At 37.0% G+C, this 25,811-nt stretch carries 15 protein-coding genes; 14 read left to right on the forward strand and 1 reads right to left on the reverse strand.

The genetic code is table 11. From position 1 onward, the window contains the following. Positions 1 to 107 precede the first annotated feature (107 nt). The 7 genes from ABWV72_RS07650 (at position 108) to ABWV72_RS07680 (ending at position 12,483) form a co-directional block, all read left to right on the forward strand. Positions 108 to 3,224: a CRTAC1 family protein gene (locus ABWV72_RS07650; protein WP_353369912.1), complete on the forward strand. Its 3,117-nt coding sequence runs from the start codon at positions 108 to 110 to the stop codon at positions 3,222 to 3,224. A 2-nt stretch (positions 3,225 to 3,226) separates the two neighbouring features. Continuing rightward, the gene (locus ABWV72_RS07655) at positions 3,227 to 5,362 is read left to right on the forward strand and encodes a DUF255 domain-containing protein (RefSeq protein ID WP_353369737.1); all 2,136 of its coding nucleotides are present in this window, start codon (positions 3,227 to 3,229) and stop codon (positions 5,360 to 5,362) included. 15 nt (positions 5,363 to 5,377) lie between these two features. Continuing rightward, the gene (locus ABWV72_RS07660) at positions 5,378 to 6,037 is read left to right on the forward strand and encodes a sulfotransferase family 2 domain-containing protein (RefSeq protein WP_353369739.1); all 660 of its coding nucleotides are present in this window, start codon (positions 5,378 to 5,380) and stop codon (positions 6,035 to 6,037) included. Positions 6,038 to 6,076: 39 nt separating this feature from the next. Continuing rightward, on the forward strand, positions 6,077 to 6,685 hold the full coding sequence (locus ABWV72_RS07665) for a sulfotransferase family 2 domain-containing protein (protein WP_353369741.1): 609 nt from the start codon (positions 6,077 to 6,079) through the stop codon (positions 6,683 to 6,685). A gap of 326 nt (positions 6,686 to 7,011) precedes the next feature. Then, the gene (locus tag ABWV72_RS07670) at positions 7,012 to 9,768 is read left to right on the forward strand and encodes a glycosyltransferase (protein ID WP_353369743.1); all 2,757 of its coding nucleotides are present in this window, start codon (positions 7,012 to 7,014) and stop codon (positions 9,766 to 9,768) included. 339 nt (positions 9,769 to 10,107) lie between these two features. Beyond that, positions 10,108 to 10,809, forward strand: coding sequence for a DUF6270 domain-containing protein (locus ABWV72_RS07675; RefSeq protein ID WP_353369745.1), 702 nt, complete (start codon positions 10,108 to 10,110; stop codon positions 10,807 to 10,809). 501 nt (positions 10,810 to 11,310) lie between these two features. After that, on the forward strand, positions 11,311 to 12,483 hold the full coding sequence (locus tag ABWV72_RS07680; protein ID WP_353369747.1) for a glycosyltransferase: 1,173 nt from the start codon (positions 11,311 to 11,313) through the stop codon (positions 12,481 to 12,483). A gap of 598 nt (positions 12,484 to 13,081) precedes the next feature. Here the strand turns inward: ABWV72_RS07680 and ABWV72_RS07685 are convergent. Beyond that, positions 13,082 to 15,775 carry a glycosyltransferase gene (locus ABWV72_RS07685; RefSeq protein WP_353369749.1) on the reverse strand — a complete coding sequence of 898 codons (2,694 nt, stop codon included), beginning with the start codon at positions 15,773 to 15,775 and terminating at the stop codon, positions 13,082 to 13,084. 530 nt (positions 15,776 to 16,305) lie between these two features. Here ABWV72_RS07685 and ABWV72_RS07690 point away from each other — a divergent pair. From ABWV72_RS07690 to ABWV72_RS07720, 7 genes are all read left to right on the forward strand, one after another. Beyond that, the gene (locus tag ABWV72_RS07690) at positions 16,306 to 17,022 is read left to right on the forward strand and encodes a polysaccharide lyase (RefSeq protein ID WP_353369751.1); all 717 of its coding nucleotides are present in this window, start codon (positions 16,306 to 16,308) and stop codon (positions 17,020 to 17,022) included. Between the two features lie 208 nt (positions 17,023 to 17,230). Further along, positions 17,231 to 20,029: a glycosyltransferase gene (locus ABWV72_RS07695; protein WP_353369753.1), complete on the forward strand. Its 2,799-nt coding sequence runs from the start codon at positions 17,231 to 17,233 to the stop codon at positions 20,027 to 20,029. Between the two features lie 116 nt (positions 20,030 to 20,145). After that, positions 20,146 to 21,849: a glycosyltransferase family 2 protein gene (locus ABWV72_RS07700; protein WP_353369755.1), complete on the forward strand. Its 1,704-nt coding sequence runs from the start codon at positions 20,146 to 20,148 to the stop codon at positions 21,847 to 21,849. Positions 21,850 to 21,853: 4 nt separating this feature from the next. Beyond that, complete coding sequence (locus tag ABWV72_RS07705) at positions 21,854 to 22,987, forward strand: glycosyltransferase family 2 protein (protein WP_353369757.1); 1,134 nt, start codon at positions 21,854 to 21,856, stop codon at positions 22,985 to 22,987. Positions 22,988 to 23,104: 117 nt separating this feature from the next. Further along, entirely contained in the window at positions 23,105 to 23,797 is a 693-nt protein-coding gene (locus ABWV72_RS07710) for a sulfotransferase family protein (RefSeq protein WP_353369759.1), read from the forward strand. A gap of 250 nt (positions 23,798 to 24,047) precedes the next feature. Further along, positions 24,048 to 24,878, forward strand: a complete 831-nt coding sequence (locus tag ABWV72_RS07715; RefSeq protein WP_353369761.1) for a glycosyltransferase — start codon at positions 24,048 to 24,050, stop codon at positions 24,876 to 24,878. Beyond that, complete coding sequence (locus ABWV72_RS07720; RefSeq protein ID WP_353369763.1) at positions 24,875 to 25,741, forward strand: glycosyltransferase family 2 protein; 867 nt, start codon at positions 24,875 to 24,877, stop codon at positions 25,739 to 25,741. The genes ABWV72_RS07715 and ABWV72_RS07720 overlap by 4 nt, the downstream gene beginning before the upstream one ends. The last annotated feature ends 70 nt before the right edge of the window (positions 25,742 to 25,811 follow it).

Below are 25,811 nucleotides of genomic sequence, written 5' to 3' on the forward strand. Positions count from 1 at the left end.
CCTTATAATTTAAATAATGTGTGATCTTTTCCGCTAATTTAAAGCAATCAAGGTGTTTATAGTACGCTCATTAGAATTTCAAGAAGGATGATAAAACGTTGAATATTATGTTCAGGCCTGCATTGTTGATTGCTATCTTATTTAGTTGTACTTGCTCATTTAAAATTTGGGCTGATCTCAATGAAGCGACTGCTTGGTCGCCTCCCAGCAAAGATTTAAATCCACATGTTTCTTCTATTTCTAACCCTATACTAGAAACACTTGGTGAGCTTGAGGCGAATAGAGATCCAAAGTGCCATGCCACAGCAACGCGTTTAGAGTCGTTGATTTATGGCACACCACTTAGCGATAAAGCGAGATATTCAAAAACCGATTTTCAAAAACAATTCGTTTATACCCTATGGACAATAGCGGCAGCTGAAGTAGAAGAAAGAATACAGCAGGTTACTAGCGAAAATGTAAAAAAAGCGGTACCTAATGTCCTAGCCATAAAGACCATTAACCCTCAAATTACTGAATTAATATTTAGTGATTTTGCTTTACAGATTTCGAAAAGAGATGAGCTCCATTACGGTTCTATAGCTTACTCTCTGCGGGCAATCATGTCGGTACAGCAAGAGCAATTGTTGCTGGAAGATGGTGATCTACCCATGTTGTCAACTGACGCAGTTGAAGCTATTAAACAATATACAGATTTAGCAACCTTAGCCTTGCTACAGCTTGCAGATCAGCAAGCTCGCATGGCGGATCAATATGAAATTGATGAACAAACAATAGTACGAGCTTGGGCTAAATTATTTCCAGAGTTCCAACACTCGAGCAAAGAAAATACTGTTGCTGTGACAAAGTCGAATATAACCGGCACTCTTTCGAAGTTAATTGAACAAAAAGTGGCGTCATACGCAGCTTATAACAATATAAATGTAGAACTTTTTGCCAGAAATCTTCAAGTTTATTTTGCTTATGCCACACTACCCCCTGACCCTATAAATAGCACGCAATTTCAAGAGGCTTTTAAACAAGCCATGGTTGGTTTTGCTGAAGCACTTTATTTGGAGGCTCAATCCTTAGAAGAAAATCCAAGTGTTATCTCTGAAGCGTCTGTACAAAAAGCTCTAGATAGACTTTTGCCGCATAATGTGAATTCATACGAAGATGTTATTTATTTTCCAAACTTTCCCAAATCTCGGCAAGTAACCATAGAGGCTTATGATCTAGATGCATTTCGTGATTCGGGTCTTCATTGGTTATATTTGGCCAATGGGCTAGATATTTTAGATGAAAGCCTTACGAAAGAGGCGGATCCCTTTGCTGCTGAGTTATTAACTGAAGGTATCGCGGATTATGCTCTTTTGTTACTCAGAGAAACGGGTAAGTTGGCAAAAGCCGAACAAAAGCGGTCTCAGGCCATATTAGATGCAAAGTATATTTATCAAACAAACCAAAATTTAGCGCAAATAATTGGTCAATATTCCCAGTATAGTTCTCCAGAAATTAATAAAGAACCAATAGTTTCTGCAGCAGACAATAATCAAGACAATACCTATTTTACTCGAATAGATGAAGCTTATGGTCTTAACTTTGAACATCGCTCTTCTGACTGGTTAAGTCGACAAATGCGCAGTTACCTTAAAGTGGGTAATGTTGGCAATATTACAATACCGCCAGCATTTGGTGGCGCTGGTGTTGCAACAGAAGATATTAATAATGACGGTTTGATTGATGTGTTAATTTTGAGCGGTGCAGGCAACCAACTTTTATTTAATACCGGCACTAAATTGGTAGATAAAACCGCTTCTGCGGGTCTTAACTGGGTTAGACCTAAAGATGGTTTACCCGGTGAGCCTCGACAACCCATTATTGCCGATATTGATAACGACGGCTTGCAAGATATTATTATCACCTATGTAAATGACACCCATAGAGTTTATAAAAATATGGGGGATGGTACTTTTGCTGATAAAACTGAAATTGCCAGCCTTGGAGGCATAGGATTAATAGGCGGGCCTGCTACCTTGTTGGACGTGAACAATGATGGGCTTCTAGATATTTATTTGGTGTATTTTGGTAACTATTTAAAAGGTGAGTTACCCACGTTAGCTCGCAAGAATACCAACGGCATTCAAAATGAACTTTATATTAATCAGGGTGATTTTAAATTTAGTAAGTCTAATGATGCTCTAGGAGCAAACAATTCTGGTTGGGGCCAGGCTGTTACACACACCGATCTTAATTTAGATGGTTGGCAAGACTTAATTGTTGGGAATGATTTTGGAATCAATGCATATTACATTAATCGCAAGGGAAAAGAGTTTGTAGACGTGGCTGAAAAGTTAGGTACTGATAAACCATCTTATACCATGAATATTTCTTTAACCGACCTAAATCAAGATGGGTTGGCCGATGTATATATCTCCAATATCACTACCATGAATAAAGATGAGGGGTACGTACTGCCTTCTAAAGATACGCCATTTAAATTCGATCCGGATAAACTAGCTAATATGCGCGTGATTGAAAATAATGATTTGTTTTTATCAAGCCACCAAAGTGGTCAATTGGCTTACCAACTTTCTGACAGTATCGGGCGAGGTGATACATCAACAGGTTGGGCTTGGGATGCAGATTTTTTTGACGTAGATAACGACGGAGATGACGACTTGTATGTTGTCAATGGCATGAATGACTATTACGTGTACTCCTCTACAAATAGTTATCAAAGTGATGAGGTTATCTTCCCAGATGCGGGTAAAGCATCCAACGTATTTTACCTTAATGCCAATGGCAAACTGAACAACCTGTCTAAAACGTCTGGTTTAGACGTGGTAGCCAATAGCCGTTCAGTGTCCTATTTGGATTTAGAAAATGATGGTGACCTAGATGTATTAATCAATAATTACCATGATTCAGCGATGCTATTTAAAAATAATGCGGAAAAGCTAGCTAATAATTGGTTGAAAATTAAATTACAAGGCGCGCCAGATAAAGGGGTTAATTTAGACGCAATAGGTGCTCAAATATTAGTTGGATACGGAAAGGATGGTTATGTGTGGCGACAGGTTTCTAGTAGCCAAGGTTATATGTCAGCACACCCAAAAGTTCAACATATTGGTTTGAGTAAAGCTGAGAAGGCAAGAGTATTGGTAATTTGGCCCAATGGTAAAAAAGAAAGCTTTGGCGTTCTACCTGCAAATAAAAGCTATACATTAAAATACGGATTGTGAATATGATCCAATTACTTCGGATAGTTACGTTAGCGCTCATTCTCAATCCATTTTTATTTGCATTCGCCACTGATAAATCTGCTGAACAATGGTTTGAATTAAGAAAAAGTTGGTTAGAAGAGTTGCAAATTATTACAGTGGATGAAAAACCTCTGAATATTAATCAATTGATTAAAGAGGACTCTCCTTATCTACTTCGTCATTCTGTTCAAGCCATTGACTGGTTTGCTTGGACTGATCCTGCATTTGAAGTTGCACAAGATCAGAATAAGTTGGTCTATTTATCCATCGGATATGAAACATGCCATTGGTGTCATGTGATTTCTGATGAAAGCTACGATGATCCTCAAATCGTTAGCCTACTTAATGATAACTTTGTCAGTATTAAACTTGATCGTGAGCAATATCCAGACGTTGATAATAAGTACCATAGAGCGCTTTCCAAGGTTATCGAAACGCCCGGCTGGCCTATTCAGGTTATCCTTACTCCCAATGGACACATTCTGTGGATTGACTCTTACACTAAGCCTAAGAGTTTGTACAAGACACTCAACGTGTTAGCAAAGAAGTGGCAAGCATCTTCTCAATCGATGTCAGAATTGGCTGAATCGCGCCATCATCAGTTATTACCAAGTTATACACCCGATTTAAAGAGAGTTTCCAGTACAGAAATCAGTAGCAAAAAAACTCAAATGTTGGCAGATATAAGAACAATATTGAAACGGGAACAACAAGGAAATGGGCCTCGCTTTTTACGAGCAAACTGGCTACTTTACCTATTAGATGAATTGCAAAGTGGTGATCTGCAAATTGTTGAGAAACAGGTAAATCAACTATTAACCAGCCCTACTTACGATTTTGTTGATGGCGGTATGCATAGATATGCTGAAGATGGGTCTTGGGAGCAGCCTCATTTTGAAAAGATGTTATATGACCAAGGGCAATTGATTAGAGTTTTAAATAGATTATATTTGATTACTCAAAAACAGGTTTATGTCGATTTTGCTTATCAAATTATACATTTTGTTGAATCTAATTTTAAACACACGGATCTATATTCTTCTTCAATATCAGCTATATCCAATGGCATCGAAGGAGAATATTATCGTTATCCTAACTATAGCAAATTTAGTAATTCTGAATTATCAGCAAACTTGAATGTAAAAAATGGTTTGCTATCGTTGAGGAATCTCAGCTTACCTAATCAACATATTCGACAACTGAAAGCACTTAAAAATAGTAAAAATAAGCCTACTGTGGACGACAAGAGTATCTTGGCTTGGAGCGCAATCTATTTGTTGTCTGTGACAGAGCTTTACCAAACTACTAACGATATTTTGTTGCGAGACATTGTGACTATAGGAGCAACTGAATTAATCCAAGGTCACTATCAAAATGACCAATTATTTCGAATCCAATTCAGGGGAAATACTTCAATAGCGGCTACATTTAACGATTTTGCATGGGCAATTTTACTTTTCAATGAGCTTTATTTAACCTTCAGTGATGAGGAATATGCAGATTTCGTAGGTGAAATTCAAAAGCCTTTTCTAGTTAAAATAAATGATTCGAGTTGGGATGATTTGTCAACGGACTCAGAAATGCCAAGTGCATTGGGAATGACCTTAATGGCATTAAGTAAGTTAAAAGATTTCAATTTGATGAAGGAAAGTAAAAGTTTACCTTTGCTGACAGCAGATATTCGAAATGCTAATTTAGATGCTGCGTCAGTTGTGTTGGCTTGGCAACAAAAGAAAAATAGTTTGTCTCGCTTAAGTTCATTTTTTGCAAGAGGAAAGGGAGTTGCGTTAATCAAGCGTTCAGTTGACGGTGGTAATCTTTATTTGAAAATGCAAGATGGGTGGCATATCAATGCGCATACTCTTCTAGATTCAAAACTTATTCCCACAGAGTTGAGTCCATTGATAAAAAACACCGATTTTGAAGTTGTGTATCCACAAGGTGAATTGCGTAAACTCGGTTTTTCCGAAAAGAAAATGCTGATCTACGAGCACCAGGTCGTTATCCCTTTTTCAGCAAAACGTATACCAAATAGGGCCAATGAATTGAAGGTAAAGGTTCAGGCATGCTCGGATACGATTTGTTTGTTGCCCGAAGAGATCAAATTAATTTATTAATCATTAAGGGATGGAATGCTAGTAAGTCATTTAAAGAAATTTATCTTTGTTAAATCAGTTAAAACAGCAAGCACGTCAGTTGAGGTTTACTTTGAACGTTATTGCGTAGCTGACACCAATTGGCAGCCACAGCATCATAGAGAGCAGCTAGTAACTGACGCGGGTATAATAGGATACAGAGGCCCAAATAGAGGGGAGTCAGAGTACTACAACCATATGTCTGCAAAAACGATTAGAGACAAATTAGCGCCAAATATTTGGGATGACTACTTCAAATTCACAATTGTAAGAAACCCATTTGATAAGGTAATTTCAGCGTTTTATCATTTCGAAAAGTCGAGAAATCCTGAAAAGTATCAAAATCAATCAGAAAACGACGTGAGCTTATTTAGAAATTGGGTAAAAAGTGGCGGGAAGGTTTTAGATAAACAAATTTATCTACTGGACAATCAAGATTCTCTCGATTTTTATATTAGATATGAAAGTTTGTTAGATGGTATTCAGCACGTATGTGAAAGAATTAATGTACCATTTCAACCTGAACAATTGCCAAATTTCAAAAGTCAATTTAGAAATCGTAACTTAGCGATTGAAGATTTTTATGATCAACCAACTCGTGATTTAATTGCTAAACACTATGAGTTTGAAATTGAAAAATTTGGTTATACTGTTTAACTTAAATACAACAGCTTCGCGCTGAAAAGAGATCGATTTATGTTGTCTATAGAACACAACTTTTTATTTTTGCATCTGCCTAAAACCGCAGGAAATAGTATCCAAGAAAGGCTAAAAGCATATTCAGAAGATAAAATAGTCTGTATCAATGATTTTCAGGATGGAATAGAAAGATTTGAAGTGAGAAATCAGTTTGCCGGAATACATAAACACTCTAGTCTGACAGATTATCAGAAAGTACTGCCAGAGACTTTATTTAAACACTTGTTTATTTTTGCTACGATTAGAAACCCATGGGAAAGAATGATTTCATTTTACTTTTCACCACACCGAAAGGTAAAACTGTGGGATAGAAATGATTTTATAAACCTGCTTAATCAAGTTAAAACTCTACCTCAGTTGCTTGCAGTAGAAAATCCAAGTCATCAGCAAGAATGGTTTGATAATGTTGATTTTATTATTAAATATGAACATTTAGATACTGACTTTCAAAAAGTGTGTCTACAACTTGAGTTAGACTGCAACCCTTTGACGATCAGAAATAAATCGAGCCGTCTGGATTACAAAACATATTATGATCCTGAGCTAATTGAATTGGTTGCACAAAAGTTTGAGCAAGAAATAGCCTATGGGCATTATTCGTTTTAAAATGTGTGGTACCTATAGTCTTTTCTATATACATTTTTCTTAGGCGTTTTAGTAAAGCTGTGTCGCACCAAACTTTGTCTCGCCATTTGCATCGGCTCTTCGTGTGAATTATTTCTCCGATGTTTACTGGACTTTATGAGGACGAGCGAGAAGCCTAGAGGAACAGCTACTTTAAAAAGTAGATGACAGGGATTTATTTTAGTGTTAGTATAAAATATTTTTCTAAAAAGCATCAATAAAGTTGTTTCCATCAATTTTACAAATCATTTCTTCGTTCTAATTACTCTTAAAAAAGTTATGAAGCCTATTTGGTGAATTTTTTTGCAATGGATACTACAGAGAAAGTTAAAATTTTGCCCCGTAAGGCTAAACAACAAAAAAAGTTCATATTAGACTGCTGTAACATAAGCAACAGGCAAGTTACAGCGTGGGTAAACCTTTTCAGGACGTTTAATAAGTTTATCGATTTACACTTTGAACTTTGTATTTTGAACACCGATTCATATTCGGTTCCTAAAACAGATCAAAGCATTTCATTAATTAACGACTACCCAATCGATTTTAATAAAGATTTCGTTGTTTTATTTGACAGCAAAACACTAAGTCTGGCGTTGTTGAATAAGTTCGACACTATTTTCATAGAGCCGCAAAAAGAGCCAGAGCATATTAATCATTTGCTTTACCCTATACTTGGCAGCCTGCAACCTTTAAATCATCATCTTAAGTCTTGGGTACCTGTTTGTACCCTTATCACATCCATGTTCAATGGGGATGAATACAAAGAAGCATTTCTTGAAAACACCGCGAAGTTTAAAGAGCTTCAAAATATCGAAACATTTATTTTTCGTCCAAAGTCTGATGGTCAAGAGCATTTAAACTTAATGAGTTTTGGTCAAGACAATACATCGTTAATTTATGTTTGGTTAGCTGTTGATCCTGGGCTATATGATGTTTGGAACTTAGGCGTTAGGTTAAGCTCTTCGTCTTTCTGTTCAAATGCGAATATTGATGATAAACGTAGTTCTGAACATGTTTTCAAATTAGTAAAAGCCTTAGAAGGAAATAAAACAGTTGATATTGCTAGCACTAGTCTGAGGGTGACAGATGTTAAAAATCAGTCTTGGTCCGAATCTGAGAATGAAGTAGTTTGGTATCAACCTAAAACGTCGGAAATATATGGGGTTGAAAAACTTGCTAAGTTCAATAATCAACAGCAAAAGATAGTTTCTCATAATATTCCGCATTGCATGCCTGTTTGGCGAACAAAATTACATAGAACCAATGGATATTTTACTGAAAGTCGTTTCGGCCCTTCGTCCGATTGGGAGTTCTGGCTTCGTTGCGGTACCCGAGGAAGCAAGCTTTATCTATTAAATCAAGATCTTGGACTTCATTATCGAGCTCCACAGTCGTACTGGAGGCGTAACCCTAAAGCGAAAAACTTTGATGATATCATTGTAAATGAATACTTTAATGGTAGCAGGCAGCGATCGGTACCTCTAAGTCAAAATTTAAAGAGCTTAGAGATAGGGGCAATTGCAAAGGCGTTAAAGGAAAATGACTTTTGGGCAGGTATCGGACTTCTTTACGAATTTTTACGAAAAGAGGCCATTAAATTTGAGTCGCAAAAAGATTTTCTAAAATTATTATGTGAATCAAAATTGGAAATTGAACTCCAGTATTTAGTTGATGCTACAAATAGACTCGCGCCAGTTTCAGAGCTAAAAGATACATACCATGACTTTATTGGTTTTTACTTACGAGGCCTGAGTAAAAAAAATGTTTCTGATGATTTATATACTCGGCTACTAGTTCTCACTGATAAAGTTATTTCTTTTGAAGACCCTGTTCTGGGGTGGATATCAAAGGCAAAAGTATATCAACTGAAAAGCCTTCCAGAGCTTGAAACCAAATGTTTACAAGAAGCATATCAAACTCATCAATACAATTTTTGGTGCAATGTTAACCGTGTTTACGGATTAGCAGAAAGTTTATCTTATTTTCTGGAGCGATTAATTGAAGTCCCGAAAATGTCGGACTTTTCTTGGTTAACCAGAGGCCGTACTCTTTATTTTCTGCCTGATTATAGTCATGGGAATCCCTATCAAAAATTACTTTATCAAAATTTTGAACAATTGGGTGTAGAGGTTAAGGGCTTGTCAGAAGCTGACAGTATCAATCTTGATTTAAGTCGATTTGAAGCGGGCGATGTTCTGCATATTCACTGGATAAATATTTTCTTTAATAAGGAAACACAAGAAAGCATTACAGACGTGCTAAATAACTTCATGTCTAATTTGTTACTGCTAAGACAAAGAGGTGTGAAAGTAGTTTGGACTGTTCATAATCGCCAAAACCATGAGCAACTGAACCTTGACATAGAATACGAATTTCGTAACCAATTATCTAAATTATGTGATGCTGTGTTGCTCCATCATCCACTCATAGAAATGGAGATAAAAGACTGGTTACATGAAAACGCCAACATCCAAATAATTGAACATGGCCTTTACCAAGATATCTATAAAAATGATACTGTTAAGGCCGAAGCACGAAAAAAAATAGGAATTGATGAGAAAAAACTAACCATCGCTACTTTGGGAAAAATAAAAGAATACAAAGATTTAGTGCCTAAGATACAGGTTTTTAAAAAAGCAATTTTAGAAAACGAATTTTCTGCTAACTATTTAATTGCTGGGAAAATATTCTGTAAAAAAACATTAGCTGAAATTAAATCATTCAAAAATGATAGCTTTAAAGTAGTAAACAAATTTATAGATGATGATGAAGTACAACTTTACCTTAACTCTGCAGATTACGTACTTCTATCGTATCGTGACATTTTAACTTCAGGCGGTTTTTTTCAAGCAATGTCTTTTTCAAAACAGGTGCTTGCTCCCAGCCAAGGATCTTTAAAGTACTATGTAACTGATGGGGTAAATGGGTATAAATATAGTAGCGATGAAGAGCTAAATACTATTTTAGTATCACTGAAGCTTAACTGCGAAAATGTTTCAATTGCTGAAAACTTAGTAAATTGGCCTATTAAACGAACCAATTTAATACCCCACCAATTGCTTTAATTTCTTTAATGAAACAACACAGTTCAAAAAGTAATATGATCCTCCCACGTGAGTTCAGTAGTCATTTTGAAATCTGATTGAATAAAAAGAACTATTGGCTGAAAAGTTCCTATTTTCCTCAAGGCAGGTTCCTGACTATGAACTAAGGCTGTTCACAACTTTATAGCTAAAATTATTCTGTTTTGATACGATGAAATATCTACAAAGGCGCTGATAATAGTTAGAAATCTTTCGTAACTTCACTAGAGCCTAAGTGTACGATTAAATTTTATATATATATATTAAAATTAACGAGTTAATAAAAATGAAGCAACACTTAAAATTTACAGCGTTTTTGAAATGAAAAATGTACGAATTCTTGGTAGTTGTGTAACGCGGGATGCACTAGAAATAACTACTGACTTTAAGTTAATTGACTATACGGCGAGAACCAGCTTAGCGTCATTGGCAACCAAAAGCAGAAAAGACTCTAAAATACTAAACAATATTAAATCTACTTTTCAAAAACGAATGGTAGAAAGAGATATGACTAAAAGGTTTTGGCTTAGTTTAGAAAACAGCCAAAATGACATTATTGTTATTGACCTAATTGATGATAGATTTAATCTAAAGCTTTTTGATGATAATTCGTCACATACTGTTTCATCGGAGTACAAAACAGCATCGAGCTCTCAAAGTCAAAATGGACGTATAGTCAAAAGCTCCTCTGACGAATTTAAAAGCCTATGGGAAGCAGGTTTAAGACGTCTGAAGGGATATTGTGATGATCTAAAGCTAAATAAAATATTCGTTAATTGTGTGTTTTATCAACCAACTGGCAATCACTCTATAGATTTCCCAGCGAAAATTGCAGAAAAAAACGAGTATTTGCGAGCAGCCTACCTTAAGTTAGAAAACACCTTCGGAAGCGAGGCAATGATTGAGTACCCTAAAGAAATAATAAAGGCCGATACTGATCATAAGTGGGGTGTAGCTCCGTTCCATTTTACTGAGGAAACATACAAATTTTTCCTTACCGAGTTAGCAAATAGAACGTTATAAAAAGTGCTATCAGTTTAATTTTTTATAGATAACTTTTTTGAAATGTTATTTTTCAATTAATTGATATTTGCATAGAGTTAATTCAATATTTATTGTGAATTTCTAGAATTCATTGTAGACGACGTCAGAACCACAGCAGCCTAACTCAACATTCCGCGAAAGAAATTGCTCTGCCTCTCTGTCATCCTGTTTGATGTATCTCCTTAAATGTATGAGTTACTCTCAGGGTACTAGGCTATAGGGGAGTTGCCGTTTGTCAGAGACAACGATTATATAGTTGGTTAACAAATGCTCAATACCGACGGCGAAGAAAGTTAGTTAAAAAAGTTGAACATTTTGAGTTTAATAGATTTGGGAAAGAAAATAATCGCCTATGAATAGAGCGTAAAATGTTAAAAGGCCGACACTTTGAATTTACTTAAAATGTAAATCTATATTTATATATTTTTGTTTATCACGGTATCATGTACCTGTATTTTTAATTAGTAGGATTTTAATATTGTGAACAATACATCGACGAAAAAAATTGGCTTTCCAATTTCTGGTAGGAAGGGAGAACGCGGAAATTGGCAAGGAGCTAGACCTGGTGGGGCCGATTTGTCAGCGTTAAATTTGGCCGTGAAAATGTCACAAATGGGCTTCCAGATCGTCGTGATTTTAGATCAAGATGGCCCAACCGTTGATTATATAATACGTCTAGGTTTAGATTACGTCGTTATTAATTTACCCAGTATAGATAAGAGAGCGTCTTTTGACGACTCTGTGATTCAAAGTATTGTTAAACACTCTGCTGATGTCGAGAGACATTTAACAAAAGAGTCTATTGGAATCATCCATACAAATGATGCGGGTATGCACAGAATATGGGGTGCCTTGAAACAAAAAATTGAATTTATTCACGTATGGCATGAACGAGGATTGTTCCAGCACCCTGCCAAAGCTGAAGAGTTTTTACTAGCGGCCGAAATGGTACTGACAATTTCGATGTTTGTTAGAGATCGCGCACCAGTAAGTATTAGAGATAAAGTTATAGTAGTTGACAACCCAATTACAATCGACAGGGTTTATGATCGCAAGCAAGATAGTTATTGGTTAAAGAATGAGTTTGACATTCCATTGGATGCCAAAGTCTTTACGATGATTGCGAATGGCAATAAAAGAAAGCGTCGGGATATGTTTTTTGAGGCAGCTGCAAAGTCTATAAAATCTAACAAACGACATTATTTTATTTCTGTTGGGTTAACTGTACGTAGTGAGATCAATGATTTAAAGCATAAGTACATATCATCTGATGTCGCAAGTAATGTTATCATTGCTGGATATCGTTACGATGCTTTGCGGTTTGTTTCAGGAACGGACGCGTTAGTTTCTACTGCTAAAAATGAGCCTCTGGGACGTACTATAGTTGAAGCCGGTATGTTAGGAACTCCGATGATTATTTCCTCTGAGGGAGGACATAAAGAGTTACTTCAACAGCTTTCACCTTTTTGTCTTGTAGAAAGAGCTGATGCCAATAAATTCAAAAATGAGTTTGATAAGATTGATGAGCTATCATCGCTTTATGTGGGAGTTAGGGATGATGTGGCAGATAGTATGTCGTGGCGTTTTTCTCCCGAAAGACATGTAAAGAGCGTTGCTAATCTTTATATGTCCGTTCTAGGTATTGCTGTATAGGGTCGTAAGTATAATTTATATACTTAGCGTTAATTAACCTGAATCTTGTTTAAGACCATGATCTAATTACATGTTCCGTGATCGGATCTTTCGACCAAGAAATATTCACTCACAAGGAACAGGCATGACGAATTTATTTGAGTGGTATTGCGATGTTGGTTACTTTTGAAAAGTAGTTATTCCACAATGTCAAAAACAATTACTTGAAGACGGTAACAGCAAACGGCAATGATAAGGCAATATGACACCCAGCGAAATCATGACAATTGTGATTGTTTTCACATGTCACATTACACTTATCACTACTTTTAGTGAAAACCTGAAAGCAAAAGCCCTGTCTTTATGAGATAGAGCAATGCTCTCAAAATGCTTTATCATTAAGACAATCAATGAACCGTTAAAATAAAATTTCGTTGATCAAATACTCAAGCCATCGCAGTCAGCGATGGCTTTATGCTCAATTTACTCGCGGAATTAGTGACTTATTGCTTAAAAAAGATAAGCCATCCATTGATATTACAGACCTTAAGCGAAATGCGATGGTCGTTGTTTAAGCAGGTCTGAGGTTAATCAGAAATATCATAGGCTTTGTTCATTCCTATTTGAGCAGATTAAGTATTTTTCTTGCGACCACAGGACGGCTACAATTTTCCACTACGAATGCAAAACCACGTTGAGTTTGAATTGTGTATTTTTCATTGTCGTTCCATAGCTCACGAATAGTATCTTCAACTTTTGAAGGTTTACAATACACTGCAGCGCCACCGAATACTGGTTCATAACTTTCCGGCAAAATTACTACTCTGCCAGACGCCATTGCTTCCATAATATTTCTACCAAACTCTTCAATATAATCTTCATGTGTAAAGTGAAGGAAGAAGTCTAAACTTTCAATGAACTCTGTAATTTCGATGGAATCGAACTTAAACACTTCCCAATTTTTCGGCAATTTACCAAGTACTTTTTGAGGTGTTTTTGCACCGCCTAATAGCTGTACCTTTACATTTTTCTTGTTGCCGCAATATGCATTGAAGATATCGGAATGAGATTCAGGCCACTTAGTCCAGTGATCGCGGCTATGGCGTCCAAGAACTATGGGTCTATTAGAACCTAAGCCATTAGGAGGATTAGGGACTGTTTTTGGTAAATCATGGCTATAAGGAGGGAACCAAGTTTCATTTAGTAAATTATTACCTCCTCCAGCAAGTGTCAGTGTTTTTTCCACAATAGAAGAAATGGGAATCCAAACCGGTAGTTTCCCAAATAACTTTTGAGTCAACTCATTCACATCTTTTTCTGCATAATAATGAGGTTTTTCACTCCACAACTGCATAGGAGATTGGTTAACTAAAATAGCTACTTTTTTACAATCTATAGTAGGAACAGCATCAATTTCATATTTCAAAATTGGAGGATGATGGATAACAACTAAATCAGCGTTAATATCATCTTCAGGAACTAAAATATCTACATTTTCGTTGTAGGATAATTCCATATATTCGTCGGCAATTTCTGCAACTTTTAGATCGTATCTGGGCCAATGAAACAAACCGACTCTAAGACCTGAATCTAGAGCTGCTGCTACATATCCCTCATTACAACGCCTAGTACCACCTAGTAAGCTCAAGTCAGATATAATAACCAAGTCGTAGTGGCGATTTAACGGCCAATTATTGGGCGCTAAACCCGCAGGGATAGGAAAGGGGTCTTTTAAGCTCTTTCTATTTGTAACAATTTTTTCAGAGTTCGCTTCAACCTTTTTAGATTTCCAGTAATTGGCTTGTCTAGAGTACTCCTGACGTATACCAAAGGTTAAACTGTTAAGGCTAGTTTTCTTATTCTGAGTTAAAGAATTTTCATGTACTAAAAAGAAAGATAAAGGCACGCCAGTTAATATATCTTTAACCGAATCGTTACCCCAAAGCATTCGGGCTCTTTGAACAAACTCATCATCCGCATTAGCCGAAACGCCGTCCCATTCTCCTAATGCTTCCAAGTCTTGCTTTCTAATAAGAACTGATGGGTAGCTCCGATGTACATAATCGAGATTATTTCTTTGCGGTCTTAGCATAAACTTCATATTAGAATGCACTCGAGCCATCATCGAGCAGGTGATTTTTAAACGCGGATTACTTAACATCGCTCCCATTTGAATTTCTAACATCTGTGGATGTGACCAATCATCACTATCATGAACTGTTATAAAGTCACCAGTGGCCAAGCTAAGGGCTTTGTTTCTCGTACCATAAGCACCTTGGTTTATGGTATTTTTGGCTACCTTCAAGCGACTATCTAATGCAGCCATTTCTTCAAGTAAAGCTAGAGAGTTATCGGTACTGCAATCATCTACCGCAATAATTTCAATGTTACCCCAACTTTGGCTAAGTAAAGATTGCATCGCTACTGAAATAAAGTCTTCTGCGTTATACACAGGGACTAAAATACTTATTTTAGAACCGCCGCTAATTGTTTTTGGTGGGGTCGCAATTGTTAAATTGCCAAATTTCATACCTTCAGATTGGTCTATAAAGGAAACTTCACTCAAACCGAAGTGTGAGTATATCTTGTTTAATACTATGAGCCTTTCTTCATTTGATTCTAGGCGGTTACACAAGGCGCATAAAAAATCACTATCAAACCTTTGCGCTAGTGTGGGCTCAAGAAACTCTGTTGCTTTATCTAAAAGCCCAAGTTGAAGAAGGCTTTCTATAAGTAATAATTTTGTTCGTTTGGCTCGATAAAGTTTGATATCTAAAGGTCTAATATCTTTCAAACAACGATATGCGTTAGACCAATCCTTCGTTGTACTGTACCACCGACTCAAACTTAATAGGGCATGGGCGCGCTCTGATTTTTTGCCATTATCGTCGTAAGCAAATTTCTCCAAATCTTTTACCGCATGCTCACTAAATCCACCCCATAATTTTTTGTTTAACTCGCCCGCTGGAGTTGATGGTTTTATCGACTGAGCTCTAGAATCATTGGCTTGAATAGAGCGGCCTTCTGCCATTCCATGCTCAATATAGTGTACTAGAGGATTTAAACCGGCTATAGCTACATCTTGGTATTGTGATAGGTACCATGTTTGGTCGAATTTGGGGCTGGGTGCGCGACCTTCAGTAACACCAAATTGAATGTAATGTTTAATTGGATCTTGACCCGACTCTTTCACATCTATGTTTTGTTCTAAGTACCATTTTGAGTCAAATAAACCTGATTCTTTAATTAGTTTGGCTTGCCGACGAATAGAGTGTTTTTTAAAAAGTGAGGCCGAAGGTAAAAATCTGAACATGTATAGCTTCCAATTGTAACTGAGTAGTCGGTCAAAAGAGATTCTTGTGACAATAATAAACCAATCGGAAAGGATAAACGTCGTGGTTGATCTATGCAATAGACTAGAGGCAACTATTAACATGGTTGTTGGTTTCTTATGCAGTCAGTTAAGTTGTATTAAACCAAATGACCTTTAATTGGCAGAATCTGGTATTGTCATTGTTTTCAGTTTTACTCTTGCTTTCTAGCTTGTTGAAAAACGTTTTAGATAGGTTAAATTTAAGACTTGTTTTAGAAAAAGAGCTATAGAAAGTTTAGTTGACGAGTAGTGGGCTCTAGGCACCAACCAAAGTGTTGTAGCCTCTGGAGTTGGTGCTTTTGTACAGGATTTTAAAATGGACGTTTTGAAGGCCGATTGCTGTATCAATTTTGAGTAGTGAGTTTAAGACTATATACCAATAACTTAAAAAGGAGCATAAGAGTAAATTGCTAAGACTCATATTACTGCTGTTATTATCGTTGTTATCGTTGTTTGCGCTAAGAGGGCATATGTCTTCAGCGCAGCAATCAACTGATTACTTGTTCTATCAAGACTTTGAAGGCATGGCTTTAAACCAAAATTGGTTTAAACCTGAGTTATCGGTAAAGGGGAGCAGTGAAGAGCTAGAATACGGCCAGATTATTCGACAAACTTACACCCCTAGCAAAACAGGAACACCCTATATTGGTAAACGTTTTCAACTAGTAGAGAGTGTTTCTGAAGCCACTCTCAGTTTTGATATGAAATTAGACAGTCAATTTGAATTTGTAAGAGGCGGTAAAATGCACGGCTTGGGAGGCGGTACGGCTACCACTGGCTGTAAAACTATCGATCCGAATGGTTGGTCTGTCCGAATGATGTGGAGGCAAAACGGACAACCCGTTTTATATTTATACCATCAAGATCGTAAAAAACGTTGTGGGGATGATGTAGCAGACCCTCTAGGGTTTACGTTTGTTAAAGATACCTGGTACAAAATTGCACTATATGTAAAGTTAAACAGTGAAGTCGGCAGCAGCGATGGCATAGCTGCACTTTTCATTAATGGAAAAAAACTGATAGAGCGTAACAATTTAAATTTTACTGGAAATATGGAAAATAAGATTGATTATTTTTTGTATAACTCATTTTATGGTGGAAACGATCCGAGTTGGAGCCCCTCTACTGATACTTTCGTTTATTATGATAATTTTAAAGTAACTCGAGGATTGCTATTGTCAGAATAGTTTAGCAGCTGCCAATAAGTTTCCTTTACTTCATAATTTTGGAAAGGGGTTTTATTAAAATAGCAAATGCTTACTCTATCTCCAAAAGGTGGTTGTAGAAATTTACTCAGAGCTAATTGGAATCAAAGACGCGACTTAATTTAAAATAAAACGAACGTTTTATTAAGTGCTAGTGTATTTTTATTATTGAAAGAAATTGTAATTAAAAATGGTTATTGAACAAAACATAGAGCTCGGAAAATATTTTGATGCCAATTGGTATTTAGATACTTACCCTGACGTGGCAGAGGCAGGAGTAGAACCATTAGAGCACTATACCAATTGTGGTCGTGGCGAGGGGCGGTTCCCCTGCAAAATTGAAGCATTTGAATTAGAGAAAGAGTTATGGTCGACCGATAACACTGACAAAATTGAGAAAAAACTAATCACATTGTTCAGTAACTCTAGTGACTTTAGCCGGTGTATAGCTGGGTGGGTGCTTGGTCGCTGGTACGGCAGTTATGGAAAATGGGATCTAGTAGAACAATATTTACCCGAAGCCTTGAAAGATCCAATGGCGTTATATTTAATCGCACATCAAGGTCCATATCTGTTGTTGTTTGATGCATATTATTGGCAGGGCAAATTGAGCGCGGCGCAAGCGTTACTTAACGATAATGTTTGGCAAACATCTAACAACAAGTTACTAGCTCAAAATATGCTGCTTGATAATGAGAGTAGAGCTGATGATTTAACTGAACTATTTGTCAATAACCAACTTTTGGGTGTTAGTGTTAAACATCCAGAAAAGCCACTAGGATTAGATAATTTAGTTGGGCTGAATGTACCTCGTAGCAAAACGTTAAAAGATATTTTGCAGCCATTAGTTAGCATTATCATTCCATGCTTTAATGCGCAAGATACTATAAAAACAGCAGTAAGGAGTTTGCTAAATCAGACTTGGAAAAACCTCGAAATTATCATAGTTGATGATGCTTCCTGTGATGACTCATGGCAAGTTCTGCAATCTCTATCGAAGCAAGACCAAAGAATTAAGTTATTTCGTCACGACGTCAATTTAGGCGCATATCGAGCGCGAAATTATGGACTTAGTATGGCCAGAGGTAAGTATATTACTGTACACGATATTGATGATTGGTCACATCCGCAAAAAGTTGAATGCCAAGTTAATGGGCTACGACAAAAGCGCAATGCTATCGCATCCGTTTCACATTGGGTTAGAGCCGATGAGGAATTGCGTTTTCAACGTTGGCGGATGGAAGATGGCTGGATTTATCGCAATGTATCTTCACTAATGTTGAAGCGTTCGGTATTTCGCCGTTTGGGATATTGGGACAACGTTTCGGTGAACGCTGATACTGAATATTATCATCGTATTTTGGCATCTTATGGTGTTAATTCCATTGTCGAGGTTTTCCCTGGTATACCGCTTTCTTTCGGGCGGGCAACAAATGAATCCTTATCTCAAACCAAAGCGAGTCATTTACGAACTCAATTTAAAGGGTTACGAAAGGACTATCATGACGCAGCTATTACTTGGCATAAGACTCATAAAAAGCTGTATCTTACTCGCTTACCTAATCAGCGACCTTTCGCTGTTCCTCCGACAATGCTGAGAGGTAATGATGCCCAAAGAAAGCATAACTTAACGCTACTTTTGCAAAGCAGCGAACTGTTTGACCGAGCATGGTATTTGAAGCGATATCCAGATATTGCCAAGGCGGGAGTCGAGCCCGTTGCACATTTTATTAATAATGGTATTCACGAGGCCAGAGACTGCAACCCTGTGATAAGTATTAGTGGGCAGGCCTATCTCCATAAAACTAATAAATTAGCGGTTATTGAACATCTGCTGAACGAAAGTCGTCTGCCAGAGCGCACTGAACTTGAAGGCGAAATCCTTTTCCATGACGATAAGCCCGCCATTTTATGTGTCGGCCATATGGTGTCAGAACATACTTTTGGTGCTGAGAGGAGTTTTTTAGACACACTTAAGATGTTTTCGCAAAGTGATTTTAATATTATTGTTGTTTTGCCTAATGCCGAAAACGTCGATTATGTTGAAAAAGTCTCTGCATTATGTAGCAAAGTTATTTTTCAACCCATGCAGTGGTGGAACGCAAATAGAGACACAGATGAAAAGGTAGTTGATGCTTTTAGTCAAATTATTGAACAGCTGAATATTGCACTTGTTTATGCAAATACCCTTGTTTTGTCAGAGCCATTGAACGCAGCGACTAGAAACAACCGAAAGACGGTTATGCATATTCGTGAGTTACCCCCCAATGATCCGGATTTGTGTGAAGCATTGGGGGCAGATGCTGAAACTGTTAGGAATCATTGTTTAAAAAGTAGTGACTATTTTATTGCTAACTCTTTGGCAGTATTGAATTTCATTGATTTCAAAAGTCGAGCTTTTCTAATTCCAAATGTTATTGACATTGATGTTACTACGTCAAAACTACCTTGCGTTAAACTTCCTGTTATTGCTTCTTTGCTCAGCAGTAATCTGCCTAAAAAGGGTATTGAAGATCTACTTAAAGTCGCGGAGTTGTGTGAGGCTAAACAGTTTCCTATTGAGTTTCATATTTATGGGCCTGAAAATGAACATACAGCGAATTGGAAAAAACAGACGAGCTTACAAAATTTAGAATGGAAAGGTTATTGCCAGAGCTCCTTTGAAGCACTTAAAGATACCGATATCTTACTAAATTTGTCCCACTTCCAGGAGTCTTTTGGTCGCACAGTGATTGAAGGTATGGCAAGCGGTTGTGCCGTTGTTGCATATGAATGGGGAGCTATTCCTGAACTAGTTGATGAAAAAAATGGTATTTTAGTTCCCTTTAAAGATATTGAAGGTGTCGTCAACGCTCTGGGCTTGCTGATAAAAGAGCCAAGCCTGATTGTAAAACTTGGTGTGAATGGCAGAAGTAAAGCAGTAGAAGGCTATAGTTATCAAAAAGTTAAACCAAGCATGTTAAGTGCTATTCAGCAAATTTTAAAATAGTATCAAAACATCAATTTATATTTCCATAATTGAAAATATATCATTTAGATGTTTGTAATCGTATTCAGTTAAGAGGTTGTGTGGTTAAAAAATATATAATGATAGGAGTGAAGTCCATGGTTGGATGCATTCCTGAATCAATTCGAAATAAGGTTAAGCGCTGGCCATGGTTAACTTCTTTGTATAGTCGCAACCTCCAAAAAAGCGGCTTATCATACGGTATTCCATCAAAGAAAAAGACCGCTAAGCTATATGAAGGGCTTATATCTAAGCAAAATATGTCGTTGAAAGGTATGACATTAGGCATTCCTTTTAATGTTGTAGTGGTAGTTAACGGAAATTCAAGCTTACTTAATTTTACCTTGGAATACTTGGCGGATATAAACACAATAGAAACTGTTTTTCTTTTGGTTAAAGGTGAAGAAAACGTCAATTATAACCTTAATAACTTGACTGCTAATCTTGAAGTTGTGTCGGAAAGTTCACTTGATTTTTCTTGTGATGCCGAAAGAGAAATTAATAACTTCTTAGTAATAAACGCCGGTGACGCTTTGCACCCTTTAATTGAAGGAGCAGTTTCAGCGTTTTTAAATTCTAGCTCTTCAATTGGCTATTTTGACAGTGACAGCATCACTTCTTCAGGAAAAAGGCACTCACCCAAACTACATAGCGACTGGAATCCCGATTTATTGTTAAGTACGGGCTATATCAATACTGGGCTTTGGTTCCGCTCGAACAGAGTATTTGCTAAACAAGCGCGTTTAGAGGTTAGTCAGACTAGTATTGCTGACTTCCTAGCTAGTATTTATCTAGATGAGTTAGATATGATAATAGGGCACCTACCTTACGTAGTCGTTCATTCACAAGCTGCCGCTGATAAAAATAGTTTCCCTCTGGGGCCAACAACCATTAATAAAGTCTGTAAATATGCAAAGGTCACTAAGCATGCTCAATACCCTATTTTAAAATTGCTTTGGCATACAGAAACAAGCCCCTTAGTGAGTTTAATTATTCCGACTAGAAATTCACGTCAACTTGTTAACGTATGTGTTGAGTCTATATTGACGAAGACCACTTATCGAAACTTTGAAATATTATTGGTTGATAATCAATCAGACGAACAAGAAAGTCTTGATTACTTCAATGAGTTAAATAAACATCCACAAATTAAAGTGCTTAAATATGATCAAAAGTTTAATTACTCGGCAATAAATAATTTCGCAGTCACTCATGCTTCGGGTGAAATTATAGGGTTAATTAACAATGATATAGAAGTGATAGAGCCTGAGTGGCTGTCCTATATGGTAAATCAAGTCAATCGAAAAGAAATCGGCTGTGTGGGCGCTAAACTACTTTATCCAGATGGCAGAATTCAACATGCAGGTGTCGTTATGGGCTACGGCGGAGGTGCAGGGCATGCTCATAAGTATTTTCCTCGAGAACATAGCGGCTATTTAAATCGTTTAGCCGCCACAAACTGTTTCAGTGCTGTGACTGCGGCGTGCCTGTTGGTTAAAAAGAGTGATTATTTAGCTGTAAATGGTTTAGATGAAATTAATTTGGAAGTGGCTTTTAATGACGTTGATTTCTGTCTTAAAGTATTGAGTTTAGGAAGGCGAAATCTCTATTGTGCAGAAGCTATTTTATTTCATTATGAGTCAGTATCCAGAGGTTTCGACGACACGGTTGAAAAGCGTGATAGATTTGAAAAAGAACTAAATTATTTACAAAAAAACTGGGCAAGCATCATTGAACATGATCCCGCCTATAGTCCCAATTTAACATTGAGAAGAGAAAATTTCTCGATAAAAGAGTGTTGATAAATTGAATTTAAAAAAATTATTCAGATTTAGGTTCAGTGTTTATCTCTCTTGCCGTAAAGCCTCTAAATATTTATTTTGGTTATGGATTTTAATTAACAAGTGCATTAGGAAGAGAAAGTCTTATCGAGTAAAGCTAGTTGCAATTGCAAAAAATGAAGCTTGCTATTTACCTGAGTGGTTAGCGCATCATCAATACTTCGGATTTGACCATATTTCAGTTTATGTAAATAACACCACTGACAATACCAGTAATATCGTTCGGAAATTAAGCTCAGTAAAGCATATTGAATTTTGTGATGGAGATGAGTTTTTTCGACCAGATATCGATGCTCCACAGACTCAGGTTTACAAGCATGAATTAAATCGCAGTAAAAAGCAGGGGTACTCCCATGTCATGTTTTTAGATATTGATGAATTTTGGACTCCCAAAGATCTCAAAACCACCATTCATGACTTCTTGAAACAAAAGACTACAGATGTGGTCTGTTTTGAATGGCTCAATCGGACCAATGAAAATCACCCTTTTTTACCATCAATAGACAAGAAAATAGTAGGTATCAAAGGAAATCATGTAAAATCACTGGTTAGCACTAATGTTTTAGTTGAGGATGTTAATCCCCATAGCATTTTAGGCTATAAAATTAAGCACCAATTGGCGGATGGCAGCATATATCATGTGGATAAAAATAATTTCGCAAAAATAAGCCGAGAAGAAGTGAAGTCTCCTTTAAAGGAGATTTTTATTTTACATCGAATGTTTCGCAGCCAAGAGGAATATGTAGCATTGTTACTAAGAGGTCGACCGATCCAAAATAGACCTTATGCCGATGTATTTAAAACGAACAGAAGTGGATATATACCTCGTACTTCAAAAGTGTCTATTTCCTTTGAAAGTGAAGTATTGATTGATTATCAGTGGTTTTTAGAAAACTTTTTTGCAAATTATAAGTTACATGAAGAGATTATGTTAGGAAGGGAGTTTGTGATGGGAAAAAGGGAAGAGGTTTCACGTGTTATATTGGATTCCCCCCCTGAAGTTTTTCCAATTCTATCGAAAATTTTTACGCGTGTGACGCTTCCTGATGTTGTTGCTGCAATGGAAACGAAAAAATCTAAGTGTGAGCTTAATGATTAACGAATACCATTCAGACTATTTATAAATAATAATTACGGGCGTTTTGTCTGTAATGTCGGGATGGAAAATTGAATAAATCAACTTTTTCTAGTCCTTGAAACTAATTGAAATGTATTAATGAATTTATTATCAAATATTTTGAATATGTTACGAGTTCAATCAGATGGTAGTGATACTGTTTTATGGTTGTCTCATCATATCCCTAAAACGGCAGGTACGTCGTTAAAACTAGGTTATGCAGAAGCTTTCGGCACCCGTGCTATTAGACAGTTATATTCTCCAGAAGAAGTAAAACATGTGGGCAATGGTGGAAAAATACTTTTACCTTACGGAACTAAGATTTTACACGGTCATTTTCATGCGCACCCTGAGCAACTTAAACTATACCCAAATGCGAAGCGAATTGTTTGGGTAAGGGATCCTGTGGAGCGAGCTTGGTCTCTTCTTGGGCATTTATTGGCAGTGCAGAGATCTAAAGAAGAATATCAAATTATTTATAATGAATTTGGTGAAAATATAGAAAAAAATAAATTAGACGTTTTTGAGTTTTTTTTAACGCACCCCCGTTTACAAATATTAAATAGGCCCTATCAGAATCATTTTTCAAAAGTACCCATAAGCGATTTTCATTTTGTTGGACGGACTCATTGTTATGCTGAAGATTTACAACGTTTATCACAAGTCATGGGGACTGAAATTCCACTTCTTGAAAAAAATGTGAGAGCGTCAGGACAAGGTTTGCCCGCAAATAGAGAGCAGTACCAAAAATTATTAGAAAACGAATACAACATCGTTGATGGCTTTCTTTAATTTTTGTGTGAATAGTCATCGGACTTTCATGAAGTATTTGAATTTAACCATGGTAGAAATATTTCCAATGGTTTAAACGGTGAATTAACCAAATAGTCTGGTATACTTCGCCGCCTATCTATCTTCGCGGCGCTAACTACTTAAATCGAAATGCTGGAGCAAGTTTCTGAAGTCACCAAACCATCAGTCTCATTCTTTTACAATTTTACAATCGCTTGAGAAACATCAAACTTTTGAGTCTGTAGTGGGCATGGGTGTTTACATTGATGATCACTTAAATTGGGTTGAGCAATCGATTGAGAGTGTTCTTTGTCAAAGTTACCAAGGGTTTCTGCTAGTAATCGTGTTAGACGGTGAAGTTAAAAAAGATGTTTTTAGTTATCTCAAACAACTAAGCACTACGCGGAATAACATCCTGTTAGTTGATTCTTCAGTGAATGTTGGTTTAAGTAGTTGTATGAACTACGTTATTGATTGGACATTAAATAATATGCCATCTGCAGAGTTCTTTTTCAGAATGGATGCGGATGACATTTCCCTTTTGGATCGTTTTGAAAAACAAATCAAATTTCTGAAGACGCATCAAAAAACGCAAGTGTTGGGCACTTCTTTGGTTGAAATAAACGAGAATGGGAAAAAGGTGGGTAAGCGAAAGCTGCCTAAAAAACACGGTGATATTTTTCGAATTTTACCGAAACGTTGTGCAATCAATCATCCGACTGTAGTCGTTAGAATGGAAGTTTTCCAACAAGGTTATCGTTACCGCGAAGACTTGCAAAACACCCAAGATTATTTTTTGTGGGCTGAGCTTTGTGCTGCGGGCTACAAATTTGCCAACCTTCCGGAGCCACTGCTTGAGTTCAGGCGAGTCAATGACTTCTATAAACGTCGCGGCTTGAGCAAATCAATCAATGAATTTAAAGCACGTTTTTACGCTATGAAAGTGTTAAAGCGTTATAGTATTGGCAATATTGTTTACGCTTTTGCGGTACTCTTTTTACGTCTGATGCCTTCCAAAATTGTTAAATTAGCGTATAAGATAGACCGCTACCTTTTGAATAAGCGGGTTCGACACGAGTGATAGGCGCTACCGTCATTTTATACAAACCAGATATGGGTATTACCCAAGATCTACTTGAGACAGTTTTGCAACAAGTGGATGTGGTTTCGATTGTGGATAATTCTCCTGTTGCCACTGAACTGCTGTTTGATAAATCCAATATGCACTACCATCACTTCCCCAATAATATAGGTATTGCTGCAGCGCACAATGTGGGCTTGCGCGACTTACGCTCGTCAGGGTGTGAATTCGGGATGTTGTTAGACCAAGATAGCACCATAGACGACGACTTTGCATTCAGGTTGTCATCGCTGCTGGTGGCATCTAAGGTCGAAAATCGCCCGGTGGTGGCCATTGGACCGCGCATTATCTGCTCATTTTCTGAAAAAACCGTTAAACCCAGAGTGCAACGAGAGGTCTTAGTGTACGATGAGATCGTGTGTGTAACCCAAATTATTTCCTCAGGAATGATGATCGACTTATCTAAACTCGATGCCATTGGTTACAAAGATGAGACGTTGTTTATAGATGGTGTGGATCACGAATGGTGCTGGCGCGCGAAGCAACAAAATTTAATGGTAGCCATAGCAGATAAGGTTGAGATGATTCACCGCTTAGGTGATTCTCGCAGTAAATTTGCAGGTATTACTTACAAAGTGGGTAGTCCTGTTCGACTTTACTATCAGTTTCGCAATGTGCTGCTTTTAACAAGACGTGGCTATGTGCCTCGATATTGGAAAATGCGCAATATTTGTGTGTTACCCATTCGATTTTTTGCCAACAGTTTATTACAAGACCGTAAATTAGAACGCATTAAGTTTATGTTGTGTGGTTTGTGGGACGGTTTATGCAAAAAGAACGGGGCTTTTTCAGATAACTGGTAACCAGGTGTTATCTATTTGCTCTCTAGTCTTGTTTTCAACCTGTATTTTTCATTTCTGAAGTTATACACTA

The organism is Aliiglaciecola sp. NS0011-25 (assembly GCF_040370605.1).
GTDB classification, from domain to species: Bacteria; Pseudomonadota; Gammaproteobacteria; order Enterobacterales; family Alteromonadaceae; genus Aliiglaciecola; species Aliiglaciecola lipolytica_A.

Coding starts and splice junctions, on each gene's coding strand:
- ABWV72_RS07715 (WP_353369761.1), top strand. CDS start 24,048: ATGGGTGTTTACATTGATGATCACTTAAATTGGGTTGAGCAATCGATT.
- ABWV72_RS07690 (WP_353369751.1), top strand. CDS start 16,306: ATGTCTTCAGCGCAGCAATCAACTGATTACTTGTTCTATCAAGACTTT.
- ABWV72_RS07700 (WP_353369755.1), top strand. CDS start 20,146: ATGGTTGGATGCATTCCTGAATCAATTCGAAATAAGGTTAAGCGCTGG.
- ABWV72_RS07660 (WP_353369739.1), top strand. CDS start 5,378: ATGCTAGTAAGTCATTTAAAGAAATTTATCTTTGTTAAATCAGTTAAA.
- ABWV72_RS07670 (WP_353369743.1), top strand. CDS start 7,012: ATGGATACTACAGAGAAAGTTAAAATTTTGCCCCGTAAGGCTAAACAA.
- ABWV72_RS07710 (WP_353369759.1), top strand. CDS start 23,105: ATGAATTTATTATCAAATATTTTGAATATGTTACGAGTTCAATCAGAT.
- ABWV72_RS07685 (WP_353369749.1), bottom strand. CDS start 15,775: ATGTTCAGATTTTTACCTTCGGCCTCACTTTTTAAAAAACACTCTATT.
- ABWV72_RS07675 (WP_353369745.1), top strand. CDS start 10,108: ATGAAAAATGTACGAATTCTTGGTAGTTGTGTAACGCGGGATGCACTA.
- ABWV72_RS07665 (WP_353369741.1), top strand. CDS start 6,077: ATGTTGTCTATAGAACACAACTTTTTATTTTTGCATCTGCCTAAAACC.
- ABWV72_RS07655 (WP_353369737.1), top strand. CDS start 3,227: ATGATCCAATTACTTCGGATAGTTACGTTAGCGCTCATTCTCAATCCA.
- ABWV72_RS07695 (WP_353369753.1), top strand. CDS start 17,231: ATGGTTATTGAACAAAACATAGAGCTCGGAAAATATTTTGATGCCAAT.
- ABWV72_RS07650 (WP_353369912.1), top strand. CDS start 108: ATGTTCAGGCCTGCATTGTTGATTGCTATCTTATTTAGTTGTACTTGC.